Annotated in this window: 14 protein-coding genes; 5 read left to right on the forward strand and 9 right to left on the reverse strand. The window is 48.3% G+C overall.

Annotated elements, in window-relative coordinates; translation table 11 throughout:
* Nucleotide 1: 1 nt before the first annotated feature.
* The 3 genes from H6A32_RS08745 to H6A32_RS08755 are packed head-to-tail and all read right to left on the reverse strand — an operon-like array spanning nt 2 to nt 2,037.
* Nucleotides 2-1,027 (reverse strand): rod shape-determining protein, encoded by a 1,026-nt coding sequence (locus H6A32_RS08745; RefSeq protein WP_087251937.1) that lies wholly within the window; start codon nt 1,025-1,027, stop codon nt 2-4.
* Nucleotides 1,028-1,051: 24 nt separating this feature from the next.
* Nucleotides 1,052-1,729: a RadC family protein gene (gene radC / locus H6A32_RS08750; protein WP_330616933.1), complete on the reverse strand. Its 678-nt coding sequence runs from the start codon at nt 1,727-1,729 to the stop codon at nt 1,052-1,054.
* A gap of 47 nt (nt 1,730-1,776) precedes the next feature.
* A complete protein-coding gene (locus H6A32_RS08755; protein WP_087169351.1) occupies nt 1,777-2,037 on the reverse strand; it encodes a DUF4321 domain-containing protein in 261 nt (86 codons plus the stop codon).
* A 402-nt stretch (nt 2,038-2,439) separates the two neighbouring features.
* Here H6A32_RS08755 and H6A32_RS08760 point away from each other — a divergent pair, with 402 nt between their 5' ends.
* From H6A32_RS08760 to H6A32_RS08780, 5 genes are all read left to right on the forward strand, one after another.
* The gene (locus H6A32_RS08760) at nt 2,440-3,393 is read left to right on the forward strand and encodes an AAA family ATPase (protein ID WP_204864148.1); all 954 of its coding nucleotides are present in this window, start codon (nt 2,440-2,442) and stop codon (nt 3,391-3,393) included.
* 1 nt (nt 3,394) lies between these two features.
* Nucleotides 3,395-4,525, forward strand: coding sequence for a DUF58 domain-containing protein (locus tag H6A32_RS08765; protein ID WP_204864149.1), 1,131 nt, complete (start codon nt 3,395-3,397; stop codon nt 4,523-4,525).
* Complete coding sequence (locus H6A32_RS08770; RefSeq protein ID WP_191436449.1) at nt 4,518-5,447, forward strand: hypothetical protein; 930 nt, start codon at nt 4,518-4,520, stop codon at nt 5,445-5,447. Before H6A32_RS08765 ends, H6A32_RS08770 begins: the two co-directional genes overlap by 8 nt.
* A 132-nt stretch (nt 5,448-5,579) precedes the next feature.
* A complete protein-coding gene (locus H6A32_RS08775) occupies nt 5,580-5,795 on the forward strand; it encodes a helix-turn-helix transcriptional regulator (protein WP_138372670.1) in 216 nt (71 codons plus the stop codon).
* Nucleotides 5,782-6,228, forward strand: coding sequence for a hypothetical protein (locus H6A32_RS08780; RefSeq protein ID WP_204864150.1), 447 nt, complete (start codon nt 5,782-5,784; stop codon nt 6,226-6,228). The genes H6A32_RS08775 and H6A32_RS08780 overlap by 14 nt, the downstream gene beginning before the upstream one ends.
* Before the next feature lie 70 nt (nt 6,229-6,298).
* On the opposite strand, the gene H6A32_RS08785 is transcribed toward H6A32_RS08780, so the two are convergent.
* The 6 genes from H6A32_RS08785 to mutS are packed head-to-tail and all read right to left on the reverse strand — an operon-like array spanning nt 6,299 to nt 16,112.
* A complete protein-coding gene (locus tag H6A32_RS08785) occupies nt 6,299-7,927 on the reverse strand; it encodes an NAD(P)/FAD-dependent oxidoreductase (RefSeq protein WP_204864151.1) in 1,629 nt (542 codons plus the stop codon).
* A complete protein-coding gene (locus H6A32_RS08790) occupies nt 7,921-9,222 on the reverse strand; it encodes an NAD(P)/FAD-dependent oxidoreductase (protein ID WP_087168902.1) in 1,302 nt (433 codons plus the stop codon). Before H6A32_RS08790 ends, H6A32_RS08785 begins: the two co-directional genes overlap by 7 nt.
* A gap of 10 nt (nt 9,223-9,232) precedes the next feature.
* The gene (locus tag H6A32_RS08795; RefSeq protein ID WP_330677598.1) at nt 9,233-10,546 is read right to left on the reverse strand and encodes an aminotransferase class I/II-fold pyridoxal phosphate-dependent enzyme; all 1,314 of its coding nucleotides are present in this window, start codon (nt 10,544-10,546) and stop codon (nt 9,233-9,235) included.
* A complete protein-coding gene (gene miaA / locus H6A32_RS08800; protein ID WP_204864152.1) occupies nt 10,524-11,492 on the reverse strand; it encodes a tRNA (adenosine(37)-N6)-dimethylallyltransferase MiaA in 969 nt (322 codons plus the stop codon). Before miaA ends, H6A32_RS08795 begins: the two co-directional genes overlap by 23 nt.
* 15 nt (nt 11,493-11,507) lie before the next feature.
* Nucleotides 11,508-13,469: a DNA mismatch repair endonuclease MutL gene (gene mutL / locus H6A32_RS08805; RefSeq protein ID WP_087168904.1), complete on the reverse strand. Its 1,962-nt coding sequence runs from the start codon at nt 13,467-13,469 to the stop codon at nt 11,508-11,510.
* 9 nt (nt 13,470-13,478) lie between these two features.
* A complete protein-coding gene (gene mutS, locus H6A32_RS08810; RefSeq protein ID WP_204864157.1) occupies nt 13,479-16,112 on the reverse strand; it encodes a DNA mismatch repair protein MutS in 2,634 nt (877 codons plus the stop codon).
* Nucleotides 16,113-16,377 lie beyond the last annotated feature (265 nt).

Below are 16,377 nucleotides of genomic sequence, written 5' to 3' on the forward strand. Positions count from 1 at the left end.
CTTATCTCATCCACCTATAATTTTCGTCTTTCATGGAATATGCCAGATCCTTCAGATCGTCCGACAATAGAATATCACGCACTCCCCGGATTGCGCTTAAATGGGGCTCTTTAACCGTATAAAACGGAATCCCCGTTTTTTCCTCCATATATCTGTCCAGACCTTTTGTACAGGCAATGCCTCCCGTCAGACAGATTCCCCGCTTTCTGATCGCCGCAAGCACATCCGGCGGAGCCTGTTCCAGCATCAGCGACACTGCTTCCCCGCAAGGCTTAAGGAACTCTTTCACAGCGGTTCTGACAATATAGTCCGGGATCTCCTTGATTCCGGGTCTTGACCGAACCAGGTCTCTCCCTGCAGCCATTACCGCGTGTCCCTGTTCTTCTCCAAACACGCTGCTCTGAATCCGCACAGCCTCTGCTGTCAGCCTGCCAATCACAAAATCCAGATGCCTCCTGACGAGAGTAATGATGGCTCTGTCTATGGAAGCCCCTCCGGTCTTTAACAGACGGTTCAGGACAATCCCGCCTCTGGACAGAACAGAAATATCCGTTGTCTCGCCTCCGATATTGACGATGGCCGCTCCGGTCTCCTGTTTGATATCAATCCCGGCTCCAATCGCATCTGCGACGCCCCGCTCCACGATGCGGACCTCTTTTGCCCTGGCCGAAGAATAGATCAGCAGATCAAAAAACGCTTTCTTTTCCATCTCTGTCACATCTGTCGGAACCGCAATCACATATTCTGTCCCTCTGGAGAAGAATCCCTCCTCTGTCTTCAATTCACTTTCCAACAGGTACTGCATCTCTCCGATTCTGGAAATCACACCTTCCTTCATCGGAAACTCAATTGTAATTTCCCCCGGCGCCTTTTCATACATTTCATAGGCACGGTCGCCTGTTGCAAAAATCTCTGTCTCATTCCGGACGGCTACCGCATTTTTTACGGTCCGGATCCGGTTTTCCTTTTTATCATAAATCTTTAACTGATACGTACCAAGATCCAGGCCATAAATACTCCTAGCCATCTTCGTCCCAGTCCCTTCTATTATTTATATCCACCCTTTTTCAGCAAGGCTCACATACGACCGGTCACCGATAATGATGTGGTCGATCAGCGTGATTCCGATCAGTTCTCCCGCTTTCGCGATCTTTTTCGTCACAAGTATATCTTCCCTGCTCGGCTCCGGATCACCGCTCGGATGATTATGCAAAAGTATAATCATCACCGCATCTTTCTGTAATGCTTCTATAAACAACTCTCTGGGAGAAATCACAGACATATTGACTGTCCCCTTGGAAATTCTTGTCTCACCCAGAAGCTTTGACTTTGTATTTAACATCAGCAGTTTCAGTTCTTCCTGTTTGAGGTGACGCATATCTTCCATATAATAGGAAGCAATCGTCTCCGGCCTGTCAAAACAGAGCGGCTCTTTTGCTTTCTCTTTCGCAATTCTTCTTGCAATCTCACAGAGGCAGAGAATCTGTACCGCCTTGACCTCCCCGATTCCCGGAATTTTCATCAATGCCTCTTTCGAGTAGGAAGGAAGCCTCGTAAGCCCGCCCTCTTTTCCGTCCGGGTAAAGCACTGCTTTTGCTGTCTCCAGCACATTGCCTCCTTTCGTACCGCTTCTTAAAAGTACGGCCAGAAGTTCAATATCGGTCAGGCTTTTTGCACCAAAACGTCCACATTTTTCATATGGACGTTCCTCTTTCAGTAACTCTTTCATTTTTTGATTCATACTCTTTTGTAAACTCTGATGATCGATTCAGTAGATTATAAGAAGCGATAAATAATGATAGAAAGAATCATGCCAACAATGCTGGCGATAGAAATATTCACACTCAGTCCCAAAGTGAGAACCAGAATCCCAAGATCCAGTACAACCGGCTGCTGCAGGCCAAATGTCTGACCGTACGAAAGCCATCCAAGTCCGGGAATATCCTGTGCGAGCATCCCTATAAATCCGCCCAACACAATGCCTGCCAGAAGCATCAGGAAAAGTCCCCATCCATTTTTGCTTCCTGCTCCTTTCATCTGTAACCCTCCAAACTCTAGTGTTTTACAAACCGCTTTTATTCTAACACACTTCAAAAAAAGTGTATAGACTTTTTGTGCATTAAATTTTCCTTAAGAATCGACAACGTATTTTTTATGGGTAATCCTTTTTCCCTTCCATAAAATAAACCTCCAAACTGATAAGTCTATCTTACATCAGTTTGAAGGTTTACACAAACTTTGGGATACTCCCGGTCTAAAGTACTGAATTTAATCCTTACATTCTCCTTTCCATGTTTAAAAACTTCTCCCGCAAATAACAGTCATAAAAACGAAATCTTATATAATGCAAAAAGAAAAAATCAGTTCATAACAGTACCTTTCCCTCCATTACATGTTATAATAATCCTTAGCTATAATCTGAACAAAGGAGTTATTGACATGAACACAGAAACCCGAAACGAAAAAATCAATGCAATCCGGGAAAACATCGGAAAAGTCCTGGTTGGAAAGGAAAAGCTGACAGACCTGATTCTTACTGCCATTATCGCAGAAGGTCATATCCTTCTGGAAGACGTCCCTGGTTCCGGAAAAACGGTCATGGCGAAGTCTCTGGCCCGTTCTATCGACGCGGAATTCAGCAGAATTCAGTTCACACCGGATCTTCTTCCATCTGATGTAACCGGACTGAATTACTATAACCAGAAGGAGGGCGAATTTACATTCCGGAAAGGTCCTGTATTCTGCAACATTCTTCTGGCGGACGAAATCAACCGTGCTACGCCAAGAACTCAGTCCGCACTTCTGGAATGTATGGAAGAGCGCCAGGTGACCGTGGACGGTGTCACTTATCCTCTTGACCGCCCGTTTTTTGTTATTGCGACCCAGAATCCGGTCGAGACTTCCGGTACTTTTCCTCTTCCGGAAGCACAGCTGGACCGTTTCCTGATGCAGCTCTCCATGGGACTTCCAAGTGTTCAGGAGGAATGTGCCATTATGGAGCGTTTCCTGACGTCCAGTCCTCTGACAGAACTTGGCTCCGTCTGTACGGCCGAAGAACTCATCGAGCTTCAGAAAGACTATCTGGATATCCGTATCCATCCGATGCTGATTGATTATATCGCCCGTATTGTGCATGCCACCCGTACTTCCGGTGACTGTCTGGCAGGGGTAAGCCCGCGTGGTACTCTGGCTCTTCTCCGCGCCGTGCGTGCCTATGCCATGGTGCAGGGCCGTTCCTACATCGTTCCGGAAGATATCAAGACACTGACTGTTCCGGTTCTCGCACACCGCCTTGTCTTCCCGTCAGGCCATATTCTGGACCGGACAGCAGAACGGTTCCTGGAGGGCATTCTGGATCAGACCGAATTACCAACGGAAGAGTGGGGGAAATAATATGATCATCCTGCCAACTCTGTTTGCAGTCCTTTTACTTTATATTCTGCAGGCAGTCTATTACAAAAAATACTGGATGAGAGGTCTGGAATGCCAGATCCGGTTTCAGGATCATGCGGTCAATGAAGGAGACGCTTCCCGTCTTCTGGAGACAATCACAAACCGCAAGCTGCTCCCTCTCACCACACTTCAGGTAAAATTTTCGGTCAGCCGGAAACTGAAATTTTCGGAAGCGGAAAATACTGCAACGACGGACAATAATTATCGGAACGACATTTTCTCCGTCATGTCCTATGAGAAAATTTCACGGAGTCTGCCGTTTACTGCGACAAAACGGGGATGCTATCAGGTCTGGAATCTGGATCTGATCTCCTTTGATTTGTTCCTCATGAACAAATCCGTGATTTCAAGAGCGGTGGATACTTCCCTGTATGTATACCCGAAACCGGTTCCATTCGCGGAATTAAAAGCGCCTTTCCGCAAAATGATGGGAACAATTCTCACCCGGAATTCCGCGTTTGAAGATCCTTTTGAATTCCGCGGCATCCGGCCGTACCAGCAGTATGATCCCATGAAAGCGGTAAACTGGAAGGCATCTGCCAAGACCGGAGAACTGATGGTGAATGTACACGATTACACGGCCAGCCGTCAGGTTACCATTTTTCTGAATCTTGCCGATGATTCCAGCTGGCACTCGGAGCGCCTGTTCGAAAACGCCATTCGTCTGGCCGCCTCTTATGCGGAACTTCTTCTGGCAGAAGGGATTCCGGTACAGCTGATCACCAACGGGATCGATGCAATGACGAAGCAGACGCTGGTTCTTCCCGCCGGAGCCGGAACACACCATATCCGTACACTCAAGGAAGGGCTTGCAAGACTCAGCGACCGTTCGCAGGATCTGCCGGAGCTGGAGCCTTTGATTGCCGAAAAACTGTCTGTTACACACGGGGCGGATTTTTATCTTCTGATTTCCTATTCTCAGAACAGCCGCCTTCTCCGGACTTTTGACCAGCTTTGCCTTCAGTCCGAAGGTTCCCAGTGGATTGCTCCGCTTCACAATGATATGGAATTTCTCCAGGACCGCTGCCCTCATGCGGTCTCCATGAAATGGGAGGTGTCACGCATTGAATAAGTTATATCAGTTTTACTGCCGTCACTCTCTTGCGGTCTTTCATGTGATTCTCCTGGCCGCAGCAGGGGTTTTATGTCTGGTCAACTACTATACAAAAGATCCCTTTTTTGCCGACTGTGCATATGCCGTATTTGTCGTGGATATCTTCTCCGTGCTGATTCACACAAACCAGCAGGGAATATATGATTATATGAGAATGAACAAAGATGTTTCTCATGTACCGAAGCGACAGATCTATCTGATTAACACTCTGCTGTTAACCGGATTTCTGATATTGACAGGCGGATGCATGTTCCTTTTTGTTCATCTTCCTTACCGTAATGTCATTGATGCGGTTAAAACAGTTTTTGTGGCTGTCATCCGATGGATTCTTCAGCTGCTGCTTCGTAAAGGGTCTGCACCGGAAGAAGAGATCATAACTCAGGAAACAGAGCCGTTTCTCCAGAATCTGCCCCGTTCCCAAAATGTTTCCTGGTTCGCCCAGATACTCGAGTATCTGTTTTTGATTATCGCTGTCGTTTCCATCGCGGCAATTCTGGTTCTGCTGCTTGTTGCGATTTACCGGAAGCTGACATCCAGGCGCGAAGGGACAGAACTGGACAAAAGGGAATTTGTCTCTCCGAAAATGGAGCGAAATAAAGTGAAACGGACTTCCTCCGGAGACAAACTCCGTTTTTTTGACCGCAGTACGGAAGGGCGGATACGGAAACTGTATTATCGGTCCATACGCCGCCGGCTTCGTTCCGGAAAGACGCCGTCAAGATCCATGACCCCGTCTCAGATCGAAGCGCTTGCCAGCCTCTCTCAGAATCCTGGCGCAGACCAGCTGCACGAGGCCTACGAAAAAGCCAGATATGATACGGAAGGCTGTGCAAAAGAGGATCTTGAAAAAGCAAAAGAAGGCGTGTCACGTCTTACGTAACAGGCATATTGGATTATACTGTAAAAACGGACTCTTCGGGGTCCGTTTTTTGTAAAGGAACCTTGACATTTTCTCGCAAGGCAGGTATAATCAAATTGTAAAGGTACCTTGTCAAAAGGAGGGATTCACTGCTTGAAAAATCGAGTCGAAGAGTTAAGGAAAAAATTAGGTATGAATCAAGAAGATTTTGCAAAAGCGATAAAAGTTTCTCGACAAACGGTTAGTTCGATAGAAACAGGCAAATATAATCCATCTTTGGAATTAGCCTTTGTCATATCTGATTTTTTTGGCGAAAGTATTGAGAACATATTCATCCATGAAAGGAGTGGAGAGAATGAAAAAGAGTAATTTGATAACCGGCTTTATATATCTCATTGCCGGTGTGATTCTTCTTTTAATTGCAATATTCACAAATACAAAATTGGATAGTTTGCTTTGTGGCTTTGCCGGTGTAGGAATCGGTCCCGGTCTTATGATAATTTTTAAATATTTCTACTGGAATAAACCGGAAAACAAAAAGAGATATCAAGAAAAATCAGAGAAAGAAGCGATTGAACTGCATGACGAATTAAATATAAAGCTGAGAGATAAATCAGGGCATTATGCGTATGTATATGGCATTATCGTTATCTGTTTTTCAATCGTTGTATTTTCCATATTAGGTCAGCTGGAAATCATTACTCATTCAGGCATAATATTGTTATATTTAGGTGCATATCTCATATTTCAACTTGTTATAGGTAGAATTATTTACAATCATCTGCTCAAACGCTATCGGTAACAAAAACCAGGGCAGTCAATCGTGTACAGAAACACAATTGACTGCCCTGACTATTTTTATATCAGGAAAATCACTCGCAAAATGCTTGATACTTCTTCGCCACTGCTTCCGCTGTCTTCATGCCGTCCATGGCAGCCGAAGTAATTCCGCCTGCGTATCCGGCGCCTTCTCCGCATGGATACAGCCCCTGAACATTCACGCTCTGCATCGTTTCATCTCTTGTAATTCTAACCGGGGAGGACGTCCTTGCCTCGACGCCGGAAAGAACCGTGTCGTCTCGGGAAAATCCATGAATTTTCTGTTCAAATGCTTCGATCCCTTCCTGAATGGAAGAAGCGATCTCTTCCGGGAAAATTCCACGTACATTGCCAAAGCAGTACGCCCCCTTCATCTGCGGAAGCACCTCTCCAAAGGAATGGGAAATTCGGCCATTTTTAAAATCTCCGAAGCATTGTACCGGGATCTTTCCGTTTCCTGCTTCATATGCCCGCTCTTCCAGATGTCGTTGAAATTCCACTCCGGCAAGCGGTCCCTGATTTCCATCTGCAGCGTAGTCTTCCGGTGTCACAGTCACGATCACGGCGCTGTTGGCATTTTCTCCTTCTCTTCCATGATAACTCATCCCGTTGACACAGAGACGGCCTTCTTCAGAGGATGCATTGACTACATAGCCTCCCGGACACATACAGAATGTATAGACTCCTCGTCCATTTTCCGCTTTTGCCGTCAACTTGTATGCAGCCGCCGGAAGATCCGGATGTTGTTCCGTACCATACTGGGACAGATTGATCCGTTTCTGAAGGTGTTCGACACGGACGCCCACCGCAAAGGATTTTGCTTCCAGAAATACTCCTGTCTCTTTCAGCATCGCAAAGGTATCTCTTGCGCTGTGTCCCAAAGCCAATACAACCACTTCCGCAGGAATCAGGGATTCTTTCCCCTGCTCTTCGATCCGGATTTCCTTCACTCTGCCGTCCCCGGTGCTGATTCCGGTCAGCTTTGTGTAAAACCGGCATTCTCCGCCGGAATCCTCTATGGATTCCCGCATCCGGCGTACCACATCAATCAGGATGTCCGTTCCGATATGTGGTTTATTCTCATACAGGATCTCCTCCGGTGCACCATGCGCCACAAAGATCTTCAGCACTTCCCGGTTTCTTCCTGCCGGATCTTTCACCAGAGTGTTCAGTTTCCCGTCGGAAAAAGTCCCTGCACCGCCCTCGCCAAACTGAACATTTGTCCTTGTATCCAGCACTCCGGTCTCCCAGAACGCCTCCACTGCTTTTTTTCGTTCTTCCACCGGCGCCCCGCGCTCAATCAGAATCGGACGGTATCCGTGTTTTGCAAGCAGATACGCACAGAACAGTCCGGCAGGACCACTTCCTACTACTACCGGCCGGTGTTTCATCTCAGACGCTTCCCTGCACGCCGGAAACTCATACGATGTTTCTTTTTCTTCGGATACATCCTTAAGTTTTCTGCGGGACAGAATCGCTTTTTCCTTCTTCACTTTTGTCAGCTTCACATCAACCGTGTATACATAATAAATTTCCGGTTTTTTTCTGGCATCAATCGAACGCTTCCGGATTTCAATGGACTGGATCTCTTCTCTGGACACGCCAAGAGCACGTTCGACCTTTCTTTCCAGCTCCTCTTTTGTATGTCCGGTTTTAATTTTCAGTTGTCCAATCCTTAACATTGCCTCTCCTTTCCGGCAGCACTGATGCCGGCCACATGACCGCTGGACCAGGCCCACTGCAGATTATAGCCGCCGCACATGCCGTCCACATCTACGATCTCCCCGGCAAAATACAGTCCCGGGATCAGACGTGATTCCATCGTATCCGGGCAGATTTCTTCGGTGGAAATTCCGCCCGCACTTACCTGTGCCTGTTCAAAGCCGTTCGTACCGGTAATTTCCGTCTGAAATCCTTTGATGATCTTTGCAAGACGGTAACGGTTCTGATCTCCCAGCCTGTCCACTTTCAGTTCTGGAGGGATTTCTGCCCTCTTCAGGAACACCGCCGCAAGTTTCTCATGAAAGATTCCGGTAAAAAACTGATTCATCGTCTTTTCCGGCCGCATCTGAATTCTGCTCATGAAAAAGCTTTCCAGCTGAGTCTCTGTAAATTCCGGCATGAAATCAAGCTCCGCTGCAACACTGGTCTTCTTATGTTCCAGAGCCCGCGCCGCGAAACGGCTTACCTGAAAGACCGGGATTCCGGAAATCCCGTATTCTGTAAACTGGATTTCTCCGATATCCAATGCCTCCACAACTCCATCACAGAGAAGTTCGATCTTTGCTCCCGCACGGACTCCTGCAAGAGACGGATAAAAATTTTCCCGGCATTTCAGCTGAACCAGTGCCGGCACACACGGAATGACCCGGTGTCCGAAGCTCTCTGCCAGCCTCATTCCGGTACCGTCCGCCTTTTGTACTCTTCCCGCAAGTCCGCCTGCTGTCAAAATCAGCTTTTCTGTCAGATAGACCTTTTCCTCTTCTCCGGTTTTTACAAGAACCATACGCTTTTTACTTTTTTTCTCCTGCTTCAAAATGCTTTTTACTGCCTTTACCCGGAAACTGTTTCCTTCTTTTTGAATCTCCTCCACGCAGACCGATGTCTCAATCCGGACATGCAGACGTCGAAGCTCCATGAGAAGGACATCCCGCACAGCGGATGCCTGTTCCGAGTGCGGATAAAGATACCCGTCTTTGTTTTTGGAGTAAAGTCCCAGTTCCATAAACAAACGGATCGTATCCGGCACCGGAAAACGGGAAATCACATCCTGGGCAAATTCCGGATGTTCTCCACGATAGGCTCCCGGTATCTGGTTAATATTTGTAAAATTGCATTTTCCGTTTCCAGTGGACAGAATCTTTTTTCCGAGCTGCTCATTCTGTTCCAGAATGGTCACTTCTGCACCCTGCCCCGCCGCCGCAATGGCGGCCATCATGCCGGAGGCGCCCCCTCCGATCACCAATACTTTCTCCATGCCTGCTCCTTTACTGAATCGTTACCACACCAGCTTCCACTAATTTCTGAAGGCTCATCAGAATTCCGAATTTGGCGTGTTCCCAGGTCAGTCCCCCCTGGAAATACACCGCATACGGCGGTTTGATCGGCGCATCTGCTGAGAGTTCGATGGAAGATCCCTGAACAAATGCTCCTGCTGCCATAATGACATCGCTGTCATAGCCCGGCATTGCCCATGGTTCCGGCGTCACATAGCTGTCCACCGGAGCAGCCGCCTGAATTCCCTGGCAGAAACGGATCACACCTTCCGCAGTTCCGAATTCTACCGCCTGAATGATGTCGTGCCGTTCTTCATCTTTGGACGGGATGACGTGGAAACCAAGTTCCTCATAGATTCCAGCCGCAAAGATTGCTCCTTTCACTGCTCCTTTGACCACAGTCGGCGCCAGAAACAGCCCTTGATAAAAGTCCTTCATAACTCCAAGGGACGCACCTACTTCTTTTCCAAGTCCCGGCGAAGTCAGACGGTATGCACAGTTCTCGATCAGATCTTTTCTTCCTGCGATATAGCCTCCGATCGGCGCAAGTCCGCCTCCCGGATTTTTGATCAGAGAGCCGACTACCATGTCTGCCCCCACATCGCTTGGCTCCTGCAGCTCCACAAACTCGCCGTAACAGTTGTCCACCATACAGATCACATCCGGGAACCGCTCTTTGATGAAACGGATCGCCTCTCCGATCTGGTCAACCGAGAAGCTCGGTCTCGTCTGATATCCCTTGGAACGCTGGATCGTGACAAGCTTGGTATCCGGACGCACCGTTTTTGCAATCTTTTCAAAATCAAAGCTTCCATCCGGAAGAAGATCTACCTGGCGGTAGCTGATGCCGTATTCTTTCAAAGATCCTTTGGACTCCCGGATTCCGATGACTTCTTCCAGCGTATCATACGGCTTCCCTGCCACGGAAATCATCTCATCTCCCGGTCTAAGATTGGCAGCCAGCGCAAGGGCAAGGGCATGGGTGCCGCAGGTAATCTGCGGGCGTACGAGAGCATCTTCCGTGTGAAAAATGTTCGCATACACCTGCTCCAGCGTATCTCTTCCAAAGTCATTGTAGCCATAGCCGGATACATACTGAAAGCACTCGGAATTCACTCTGGCTTTCTGCATCGCATGGACAACTTTCAACTGATTGTATTCTGCGATCCGGTCAATGGCTGCAAAACGCTCCTTTAAGGAGTCCTCAATCTTTGCCCCAAACTCATAGACCTTCCGCGAGATGCCTGCCTCCTCGTACTTTGCCTTTATGAACTCATCCATCTTATGACCTGTCATCTGATCCATTTTGTATTATTCCTCTTTTCCTTAGATTTTCCAGTAAAAATTCCAGTATTTTCGTTTCATCGTAATCAAATTCCTGCTTCGGGACCCAGATCACATCTCTTTCCCGCTTAAACCAGGTAATCTGACGCTTCGCAAAGTGTCTCGTATCCCGCTTCAAAATCCGGACAGCCTCCTCAAAAGGGATCTCTCCTTCCAGATAAGCAAGAATCTCTTTATATCCAAGCCCTTTCATGGACACCATGTCCCTTGTACAGCCCATATCCTTCAGTTTCCGGACTTCGTCGACCAGGCCCTCCTCCAGCATCTGGTCCACTCTCCGGTCAATCCGCCCGTAAAGCCTCTCCCGCTCATCGTTCAGGACGAAATACGCAAACTGATACGGTGACTCCTTCTGCCGCTCCGTCTCATTGTGTTCGGAGATTTTCTGTCCGGTCAGATGATAGAACTCCAGCGCACGAATTACCCGTTTCCGGTTATTCGGATGGATCTCTTCAGCCGCCCGTTCGTCCACTTCCCGCAGCTTTGCATGGAGCGCTTCCTCGCCGTACCGGTCTGCAAAATCTGCCAGCTCTTTCCGGTAACCGGTGTCCTCGCTGCTTTCCGTAAAATCAATATCATACAGAAGTGCCTGGATATAAAATCCGGTTCCCCCTGTCACAATCGGAATCATGCCCTTCTCATAGATTTCCTCCATCGCCTGTCTGGCAAGCTCCTGAAATTTCACAACATGAAATTCTTCTGTCGGTTCCAGCACATCAATGAGATAATGCGGCACACCGTCCATTTCTTCCGCGCGGATCTTGGCCGAACCGATGTCCATATACCGGTATACCTGCATGGAATCCGCCGAGATGACCGCTCCGACGATTTTCTTTGCAAGCCCGATGGAAAGGGCTGTCTTCCCTACCGCCGTCGGACCTGTCAGTATAACCAGTGGTCGTTTCATTTTTATTCACCCTATCTATATGATTCGTTTAAATTTCTTTTCCAGTTCCCTCTTTGTCATGGCAATAATCGTCGGACGCCCGTGCGGGCAGTGATATGGATTGTCAAGCTTCAGGAGCTCCTTTAGAAGTTCCTCCACTTCCGCTCTTGACAGTCTGGAATTTCCTTTTACTGCCGCCTTACAGGACATGGATGCAATCTTTTCATCCAGAATCTCCGGCGTCATGTTCGTACTGACCTCATCGGAAAGACTGTCGATCATCTCCATAAGCAGTTCCTTTTTTGCCACACTGAACAGATTGTCCGGCACTGCGCGCACTGCAAAGGAATCTCCCCCAAAAGGCTCGATCTCAAACCCAATTCTGGTAAACCGGTCCATGTACCTGCGAAAGAGCTCCGCCTCCTGCATGGACAGATCCAGAATAATCGGAGGACTGATGTACTGAGACGTATATTCCCTCGTCTTCATTCCCTTTAATGTCCGCTCGTACAGCACCCGCTCATGAGCCGCATGCTGGTCGATAATGTACATGCTGTCATGAAGCTGGACAATCCAGTAAGTATCAAAGACCTGTCCGATGATCTGATAGTCCGGTACAGATGCCTCATCCAGCAGCTTTTCATCAAAAAGCGTAAGCTGCTCCGCCGTCTGTTCCGGCTTCTGGTTCTTGATTTCGTCTTTTTTCCCTTCTGTTCTGGCTCGGTAAGATACCGCCTCCCGGATGCGTCCGCTGTCTACGGCCGGTTTGTGAATATCGCTCCGGTCTTTTACCTCTGCCGATGCATACTGATTATGATAGGAGGTCACCCGCTCCTTCATCCGTTCCATAAAGTAGTTTAAATCCCTCTTTTCCGGCTCCGGAACCGGTTTCTTTGCTTCCGGTTTTTCCTCCGGTCTGACAGGCGGTTCTGCGGCTGCCGGTATTTCTTTCTTTTGTTCCGGCACAGGAGCCTTCGGCGCTTCCGGCGCCTCGACTCTTGGAATCAGATCTCTTCCGTGCAGCGCCTTTGATACTGCCTCATACAGGAAGCGGTACACTTCCTGCTGATGCCCGAACCGCAGCTCCATCTTGGTCGGGTGAACATTGACGTCTATCTCCTCTCCCAGAATTTCAAGATGCAGTACCACAAACGGATATTTATGCTGCATCGTAAAATCTTTATACGCATCTTCCACTGCTTTTGAAAGAATCCCGCTCTTGATATATCGTCCGTTCACAAAAAATGTCTCAAAATTCCGGTTCCCCCGTGTCACGGTCGGATTTCCGATAAATCCGGAAAGCCGGATCTCTTCATTTTCCACAGAAATCTCGATCAGACTGGCCGTGATTTCCCGTCCATAAATATGGTATATCACATCCTTTAAGCGGCCATTCCCCGACGTATGCATCCGCTCCTGCCCGTTGTTGACAAACTGAAAGGAAATATCCGGCCGGGACAGGGCAAGCCGGGTCATCAGATCGCTGACATGACTGGCTTCCGTCATCGGGGTTTTCAGGAACTTTCTTCTGGCAGGCACGTTGTAAAACAGCTGGCGCACAAGAAAGGTTGTTCCGTCCTTCGCTCCGGTCTCCTCCATGGAAATCTCTTTTCCACCGGAAATCTGATACGAGGTTCCAAGAACATGATCCCGCCCCTTTGTAATCATCTCGATCCGGGAAACTGCCGCAATACTGGATAGTGCCTCGCCGCGGAATCCCAGAGAGGAAATATGCATCAGATCATCTACCTGGCGGATCTTACTTGTAGAATGGCGCAAAAAGGCATTCCGCACATCGTCCGGCTCCATCCCGGTCCCGTTGTCCGCAATCCGGATCAGCGAAATTCCGCCGTCCTCGATTTCCACCTCCACAGCGGTTGCCCTGGCATCGATCGCATTCTCCACCAGCTCCTTGACTACGGAGGCCGGGCGTTCTACCACCTCTCCGGCGGCGATCTTATCGATTGTAACCTGATCTAAAACCTGAATCTTTCCCATCGTTCCTCCTTACCACCGATTGTTCAGCTTGTTCTGAAGCTGATACAGAGTATTCATCGCATCCATCGGTGTCATACGGCTGATATCCATTCCCTTGATCTCTTCAATCACATCATTGTCCGATACCGTGTCAAACAGAGACATCTGCGCCATGTCCACGACATCCATTTTCTTCGGCTTTTCTTTTGCCTTCGTCTCCTGTCCCTGCACGCTCATTTCGCGTACCCGCGTCGTAATATCCGCATCGGAAAGCTCCTCGGAAATCTCCTTTGCACGGGTGATGACAGTCTCCGGCACGCCTGCAAGCTTTGCCACCTGAATTCCATAGCTTCTGTCCGCCCCGCCTTTTACAATTTTACGCAGAAATACGATGTCATCGCCTTTTTCCTTGACTGCAATACAGTAATTGTTGACGCTGTCGATCTTTCCTTCCAGCTCGGTAAGCTCATGATAATGAGTCGCAAAGAGCGTCTTTGCCCCCAGCAGTCTGGCATTGCTGATATGCTCCACCACCGCCCAGGCAATCGAGAGACCGTCAAAGGTACTCGTTCCCCTTCCGATCTCGTCAAGAATCAGAAGACTTTTGCTCGTGGCATTACGAAGAATATTCGCAACCTCAGTCATCTCCACCATAAAGGTACTCTGGCCGGATGCCAGGTCATCGGATGCCCCGACCCTCGTAAAGATCCGGTCCACCAGCCCGATATTGGCCTGGGAAGCCGGAACAAAGGAGCCGATCTGCGCCATCAGTACAATCAGTGCGGTCTGTCTCATATACGTGGACTTCCCGGCCATATTCGGCCCTGTAATGATGGCCACCCGGTTCTTCTTGTCATCCAGGTATGTATCATTTGCGATAAACATATGATTCGGGATCATCTTCTCCACGACCGGATGTCTTCCATCCTTGATATCAATGGTTCCCTTTTCATTGATTTTCGGACGCACGTAATGATTCCGCTCTGCTACAAGTGCCAGGGAGGCAAAAGCATCCACCGCTGCGACCGCCCTCGCCGTCGTCTGAATCCGGACAATCTCATCCGCAATCCGGTTTCGTACGTCACAGTAAAGCTCATATTCCAGCGCATACAGCTTATCCTCAGCTCCAAGGATCAGATCCTCCAGCTCCTTGAGCTCCGGAATAATGTAACGCTCCGCATTGGTCAGTGTCTGCTTTCTTGTATAGTAATCCGGCACCATATTTTTGAAAGAATTTGTTACTTCCAGATAGTATCCGAACACCTTGTTATACTTGATTCTTAAATTTTTGATACCGGTCTTTTCCCGTTCTTTCTGCTCCAGCTCGGCAAGCCAGGTCTTTCCGTCCGTCTTTGCTTTTCTAAGGCGGTCTACCTCTTCATGGTAACCGTCCCGTATGATTCCGCCTTCCTTCATTGCCATCGGCGGATCGTCAATGATTGCATTTTCCACCAGGCTGCACAGATCCTCCAGCGGATCAATATCGTCATACAGTTTCTGAAGCAGCGGGCTCTTCATGTCTCCCAGAATTGTCCGAATATGCGGCAGCATGGAAAGAGATGCCTTGAAGGCTGTCAGATCTCTCGGGTTGGCCGACTGATAGGAAATCCTTCCTACCAGACGTTCCAGATCGTAGACCGAGGACAGATATTCCCGGATCTCTTCTCTGGAAATTGCCTCCTTTAAAAGCTCCTCCACCGCATCCAGACGTTTCGTAATCTCCTCTTTATCAATCAGCGGCTGCTCCACATATTTCCTCAGAAGTCTGGCTCCCATGGCTGTTTTTGTCTTATCCAGCACCCAGAGAAGGGATCCACGCTTCTGCTTTTCCCGCAGAGTCTCGCAGAGCTCCAGATTTCTCCTTGTGAAGCTGTCCAGCACCATATATTTTCCTGTGGAATACGTAGTCAGCTTCGTCAGGTGGGCAAGGGATGTCTTCTGTGTTTCGATCAGATACTGAAGAAGCGCTCCGGAAGCGGTCACGCCGCAGTCATAATCGGCGATCCCAAGGCTCTCCAGGGATGCCACCTGAAAATGTTCTTTCAATGCTTTTTTACAAAGTTCCTCGTCAAAATACCAGGCATCCAGAGAGGAAATGGCAACATGCATCCGGTTTTTCAGATCTTCCAGCTGAATCCCGCTTACATAAAGCGCCTCGTTGCAGATAATCTCGGATGGTGAAAATTTATAAATCTCATCAAACAGCTTGCTCTCGCTGTCTGTTTCTGTCACAAAATAATCTCCGGTGGAAACGTCCGCAATAGAGATTCCGTATCTTCCCGCGTCATAGACAATGGACATGATATAATTATTCTTCGTCTCATCCCTTGTCATGGAATCGATGTTGGTTCCCGGAGTGACGATCCGGATGACCTCTCTTTTCACGATCCCTTTCGCCTGCTTCGGATCCTCCACCTGCTCACAGATGGCAACCTTATATCCCTTCTCCACCAGCCGGGACAGGTAACTGTCTACTGCATGATACGGCACCCCGCACATCGGCGCGCGCTCTTCCAGGCCGCAGTTCTTCCCGGTCAGAGTAATTTCCAGCTCTTTGGACGCCGTCAGTGCGTCGTCAAAAAACATTTCATAAAAATCCCCAAGACGATAAAATAAAATGCAGTCCTTATATTCTTTTTTCGTTTCCATATATTGCTGCATCATTGGTGTTAATTCTGCCACTTTTGTTCTCCTTTTCTTTTGCTGCTTGTTCTATTTTATCTTTTTTACTTCCTGTTTTCGTGTTCAGGGAACTTTGCCCTGATATTACATTATATCACCATTTTCCGGGCAGCAAAAGTAAAATTTCGTTTTTGCAGCGGTAAAGAATAAATTTTAGAAATCCCTGCTTTTCAGCCAGAGTATGTTATTGTGGCTATTTTGCACAACAAGCGTCTCCTTTGGAGCCGTTATCCACATCTCAAGGCCA

This window comes from Drancourtella massiliensis (genome assembly GCF_016900655.1).
Classification (GTDB): Bacteria; Bacillota; Clostridia; order Lachnospirales; family Lachnospiraceae; genus Sellimonas; species Sellimonas catena.

Excerpts from the sequence above, each read along its gene's own strand:
- H6A32_RS08745 (WP_087251937.1), bottom strand. The coding sequence starts at position 1,027 with ATGGCTAGGAGTATTTATGGCCTGGATCTTGGTACGTATCAGTTAAAG.
- radC (WP_330616933.1), bottom strand. The coding sequence starts at position 1,729 with ATGAAAGAGTTACTGAAAGAGGAACGTCCATATGAAAAATGTGGACGT.
- H6A32_RS08755 (WP_087169351.1), bottom strand. The coding sequence starts at position 2,037 with ATGAAAGGAGCAGGAAGCAAAAATGGATGGGGACTTTTCCTGATGCTT.
- H6A32_RS08760 (WP_204864148.1), top strand. The coding sequence starts at position 2,440 with ATGAACACAGAAACCCGAAACGAAAAAATCAATGCAATCCGGGAAAAC.
- H6A32_RS08765 (WP_204864149.1), top strand. The coding sequence starts at position 3,395 with ATGATCATCCTGCCAACTCTGTTTGCAGTCCTTTTACTTTATATTCTG.
- H6A32_RS08780 (WP_204864150.1), top strand. The coding sequence starts at position 5,782 with ATGAAAAAGAGTAATTTGATAACCGGCTTTATATATCTCATTGCCGGT.
- H6A32_RS08785 (WP_204864151.1), bottom strand. The coding sequence starts at position 7,927 with ATGTTAAGGATTGGACAACTGAAAATTAAAACCGGACATACAAAAGAG.
- H6A32_RS08790 (WP_087168902.1), bottom strand. The coding sequence starts at position 9,222 with ATGGAGAAAGTATTGGTGATCGGAGGGGGCGCCTCCGGCATGATGGCC.
- H6A32_RS08795 (WP_330677598.1), bottom strand. The coding sequence starts at position 10,546 with ATGGATCAGATGACAGGTCATAAGATGGATGAGTTCATAAAGGCAAAG.
- miaA (WP_204864152.1), bottom strand. The coding sequence starts at position 11,492 with ATGAAACGACCACTGGTTATACTGACAGGTCCGACGGCGGTAGGGAAG.
- mutL (WP_087168904.1), bottom strand. The coding sequence starts at position 13,469 with ATGGGAAAGATTCAGGTTTTAGATCAGGTTACAATCGATAAGATCGCC.
- mutS (WP_204864157.1), bottom strand. The coding sequence starts at position 16,112 with ATGATGCAGCAATATATGGAAACGAAAAAAGAATATAAGGACTGCATT.